Origin of the sequence: Thermomonas sp. (assembly GCF_025993755.1) — a bacterium.
Lineage (GTDB): Bacteria > Pseudomonadota > Gammaproteobacteria > Xanthomonadales > Xanthomonadaceae > Thermomonas.
Genome location: NZ_JAMQHN010000189.1, coordinates 1 through 3934, shown reverse-complemented (window position 1 = coordinate 3934; position 3934 = coordinate 1). Strand labels below are relative to the sequence as shown.

The window sequence follows — 3934 nt, the reverse complement described above, 5'->3', positions numbered from 1 at the left end:
GCACCGGCAACACCTCGGTCTATCGCTTCGAAGCCGGCGCGCAGTCGGGCCTGCTCGACATCCTGCGCAAGGATCAGGCCAGGGTTCTGGGCGAAGTGCGCAACGAGCAGGAATTCGTCACCGGCACGCTGGCCGCCGCAGGCAAGCTGCGCTACTGGCCGGCCGAATGGGTACGCAGTTTCAAGCGCCACTGCATCCCCGCGCCACTGGGCTGGTTCGGCACTCCGAAGATTCCCGAAGGCGCCGCCGTGATCGCCTTCCACGGCCACCCGCACCCCGACGAAGCGCTGGCCGGCCGCAGCGGCAAGTGGTTCCGCAAGGTGCGCCCCACGCGCTGGATCGCCGAATACTGGCGCTGAAGCGCCCGTTCGGAACGATCCGGACGGCCGCCATGCCTTGCCCGGCAACCGCCGTCCCCGTATCATTTGCGGCCCACTTCCGGAGAGGTGGCAGAGCGGTTGAATGTACCTGACTCGAAATCAGGCGTAGGTTTATAGCCTACCGAGGGTTCGAATCCCTCCCTCTCCGCCAGTCACCTGAATTAAGCCCCTGATTTTTAGGGGCTTTTTTCTTTTCAACACGTTGCGGTATGCCATCCAGTATGCCACAGCACATTGACTGTGTTTGGGGCCCTTTGTGATGTGTTGTTGAGCACACAAAGCCGGAGCTCGTAGAACGGTCCCGCACCGCATCATGCAAAATGCGACTCTAGGGATCGCCTGATTAACAACCGCCAGTGACGCTGTCGGTTTTTTCGCGGCGCGCACGGCGCGATGACGATGGCATCCACCGCTTTTGTGCGGGTTCGCAGGTGGTTTTCACCCGTGGCCGCCGCTTCTGGCGGCCTCTGCACACCCTCAGGGCGCACCTATCCCGCCGAAGCCAGAAGATGTTTGCGCGCCATCCACAGATTGCCCAGCGCGAACAGCGTCCTGACTGTTGATTTGCGCTCAAAACTGAGCCACATCGGCTAGGGATTTCCGTCCAAAACTGAGCCACCTCCCGTCACCCTCCGTCCGTTCCCCGGACGGAGTTTTCAGGAGTGATCGACGTGGCCCTATTGAGCGTTATCCGACGCTGGCACCTTCGCGAGAAGGTGTCGATCCGGGAGATTGCCCGGCGCACCAAGCTGTCGCGCAACACGATTGCCAAGTACCTGGCATCGGAAGAGACCGTGCCGCGCTACCCCAAGCGGCACAACCCCAGCAAACTCGACCCTTATGCCGCCGACCTGTCGGCTTGGCTGCGCAGTAACCAGCATGCACCGCGCAAGCAGAAGCGGACACTGCGGCAGATGCATGCCGCCCTGCTAGCGCGGGGGTATACCGGTTCCTACAACCGGGTCGCGGCCTTCGCCCGGGCTTGGCGTCAGGCCGAGCAGGAGCAGGCCCGCACCGCCGGTCGGGGCGTGTTCATACCACTGGTCTTCGCCCCGGGCGAGGCCTTCCAGTTCGACTGGAGCGAAGACTGGGCCCGTATCGACGGCGAGCGGGTCAAACTGCAGATCGCCCAGTTCAAGCTAAGCCACAGTCGTGCGTTCGTACTGCGGGCCTACCTGCTGCAGACCCACGAGATGCTGTTCGACGCGCACAACCACGCCTTCGCCGTGTTCGGTGGCGTGCCCCGCCGCGGGATCTACGACAACATGAAGACGGCGGTGGACAAGGTGCGCGCCGGCAAGCGCCGTGACGTCAACACGCGGTTCACCGCCCTGACCAGCCATTTCCTGTTTGAACCCGAGTTCTGCAACCCGGCTTCCGGCTGGGAGAAGGGCCAGATCGAGAAGAACGTCCTCGACGCCCGCCGTCGTCTCTGGCCGACGGTGCCGCCGATGCCCTCGCTGGATGCCCTCAACTCCTGGCTTGAACAACGCTGCCGTGAGATGTGGGAGGAACTGCCGCATCCGGAGTGGCGGGATCGGACGATCGCCCAGCTCTGGCATCACGAACGCTCGGCGCTAATGCCGGTGACGGCCCCCTTCGACGGCTTTGTCGAACAGACCAAGCGGGTCACGCCGACCTGCCTGGTGCACGTGGATCGCAACCGCTACAGCGTCCCAGCCAGCTTCGCCAACCGCCCAGTCAGCGTGCGCCTGTATGCCGACCGCGTGGTGGTGGCCGCCGAAGGACAGGTGATCGCCGAGCACGGGCGTCGGATACGGCGCGCCCACGACGGCGGCTGCACGGTATTCGACTGGCGCCATTACCTGAGCGTAGTGCAGCGCAAGCCCGGTGCGCTGCGCAACGGCGCGCCGTTTGCCGAACTGCCGGAAGGTTTTCGGCGCTTGCAGGCGATCCTGCTCAAGCGCCAAGGCGGCGACCGGGAGATGGTCGAGATCCTTGCCTTGGTGCTGCTGCATGACGAGCAGGCCGTCCTTGCTGCCGTCGAACTGGCGCTTGAGGCCGGCGCGCCGTCCAAGCCGCACATCCTCAACCTGCTGCACCGGCTGCTCGGCGCTGATCCGCCACCGCCCATGTCCGAGCCGCCCATGCTGGCCCTGCAGGTGGAACCATTGGCCAACGCCTCCCGCTACGATGGACTCCGGGAGGCGCGCCATGTCGCATGACGACACGCTGGCCACACTCAAGGCCCTGCGCCTTTACGGCATGGCCCAAGCCTTCGATGAGTTGGTCCATCAGGGCGGGCCGCAATACCAAGCCGCCTTGCCCCTGATGAACCTGCTGCTCAAGGCTGAGGCCGCCGAACGGCAGGTCCGCTCGATCAAACATCAGCTCAAGACCGCCCGATTCCCGCACTATCGCGACTTGAGCACCTTCGACTTCGGCCAAGCCAGCGTAGACGAGGCACTGATCCGCCAACTGCACCGGGGCGACTTCCTCACCCAGCGGCACAACTTGGTCTTCGTCGGCGGACCCGGCACCGGGAAAACCCATCTCGCCACCGCATTGGGCGTGCAGGCCATCACCCACCAGCAACGCCGGGTGCGCTTCTTCTCCACCGTCGAACTGGTCAACGCGCTCGAATTGGAAAAAGCGGCCGGAAAACCCGGGCAGATCGCCAGCCGGTTGATCGCCACCGACCTGATCATCCTCGACGAGCTCGGCTACCTACCGTTCTCGCAGGCCGGCGGCGCATTGCTGTTCCACCTGATCGGCAAGCTCTACGAGCACACGAGCCTCGCCATCACCACCAATCTGAGCTTCGCCGAATGGCCCAGTGTCTTTGGTGATGCCAAGATGACCACCGCACTGCTCGACCGACTGACCCACCACTGCCACATCATCGAAACCGGCAACGACAGCTACCGTTTCCGCCACAACACTGCCAACACGCAGAAGGAGAAAGCCGCCACCGCCAACCGACGCAAGTGACCTAGACTGCACCCAGCGGGTGGCTCAATTTTCGATGGAAAACCCGGCTCAGTTTTAGATGGAAATCAACAGTGGTGTGCCAAGTCACGCAGCCGATCCACGCCGACAGGCTCTTGTTTCAGGAGCGGTACGACCGCAAAGCGCTTGGCGTGATGTGTCGCCACCAAGTCGATCTCTCGAAGTTCGTTGTATGCACGTTGACGCAGCAGCAAGGAGTTCGGTCGCGTGGCTGCAACGCTGTTGTTCACGATCCATGCCCACGGCTCGATGCCTGCCCGGCGCAGATCGGACTGGAGGTTCGCGGCTTCCAGAACAGGGGTGGTTTCTGCCAGCGTGGCGATGAGAACCTTGGTTTGTTTCGGATCTTGCAACTGCATCATCGGTGTCGTGTAGTGCAAGCCCGTGTTACCCATCTGCCGGGCCACTTCGCGGTGATACGCGCCTGTGGCATCGAGCAGCAGCAGCGTGTGCCCGGTCGGCGCGGTATCCATCACCACAAACTTCTTGCCCGCCTCTCGGATGATGCGAGAGAAGGCTTGGAAGACCGCGATCTCTTCGGTGCAAGGGGATCGCAAGTCCTCTTCCAGCAGCGCGCGCCCTTC

The 3934-nt window shown here is 63.3% G+C and carries 3 protein-coding genes, 1 tRNA gene and 1 pseudogene; 4 read left to right on the top strand and 1 reads right to left on the bottom strand.

Annotated features, from left to right (window positions below; genetic code table 11):
* The 4 genes and pseudogenes from Q0X16_RS13055 to istB all read left to right on the top strand — a co-directional run.
* Positions 1-359, top strand: a pseudogene (locus Q0X16_RS13055) (glycosyltransferase); the annotation flags it as partial.
* A gap of 81 nt (positions 360-440) precedes the next feature.
* Positions 441-531: transfer RNA gene (locus Q0X16_RS13050), tRNA-Ser, on the top strand.
* A gap of 511 nt (positions 532-1042) precedes the next feature.
* Entirely contained in the window at positions 1043-2566 is a 1524-nt protein-coding gene (istA, locus tag Q0X16_RS13045) for an IS21 family transposase (protein ID WP_297830427.1), read from the top strand.
* Positions 2556-3332, top strand: coding sequence for an IS21-like element helper ATPase IstB (gene istB / locus Q0X16_RS13040; protein ID WP_297830425.1), 777 nt, complete (start codon positions 2556-2558; stop codon positions 3330-3332). Before istA ends, istB begins: the two co-directional genes overlap by 11 nt.
* Positions 3333-3397: 65 nt before the next feature.
* On the opposite strand, the gene Q0X16_RS13035 is transcribed toward istB, so the two are convergent.
* On the bottom strand, positions 3398-3934 hold a 537-nt coding region (locus Q0X16_RS13035), incomplete at its 5' end, for an ArsA-related P-loop ATPase (RefSeq protein ID WP_297835245.1).

Excerpts from the sequence above, each read along its gene's own strand:
- istB (WP_297830425.1), top strand. The coding sequence starts at position 2,556 with ATGTCGCATGACGACACGCTGGCCACACTCAAGGCCCTGCGCCTTTAC.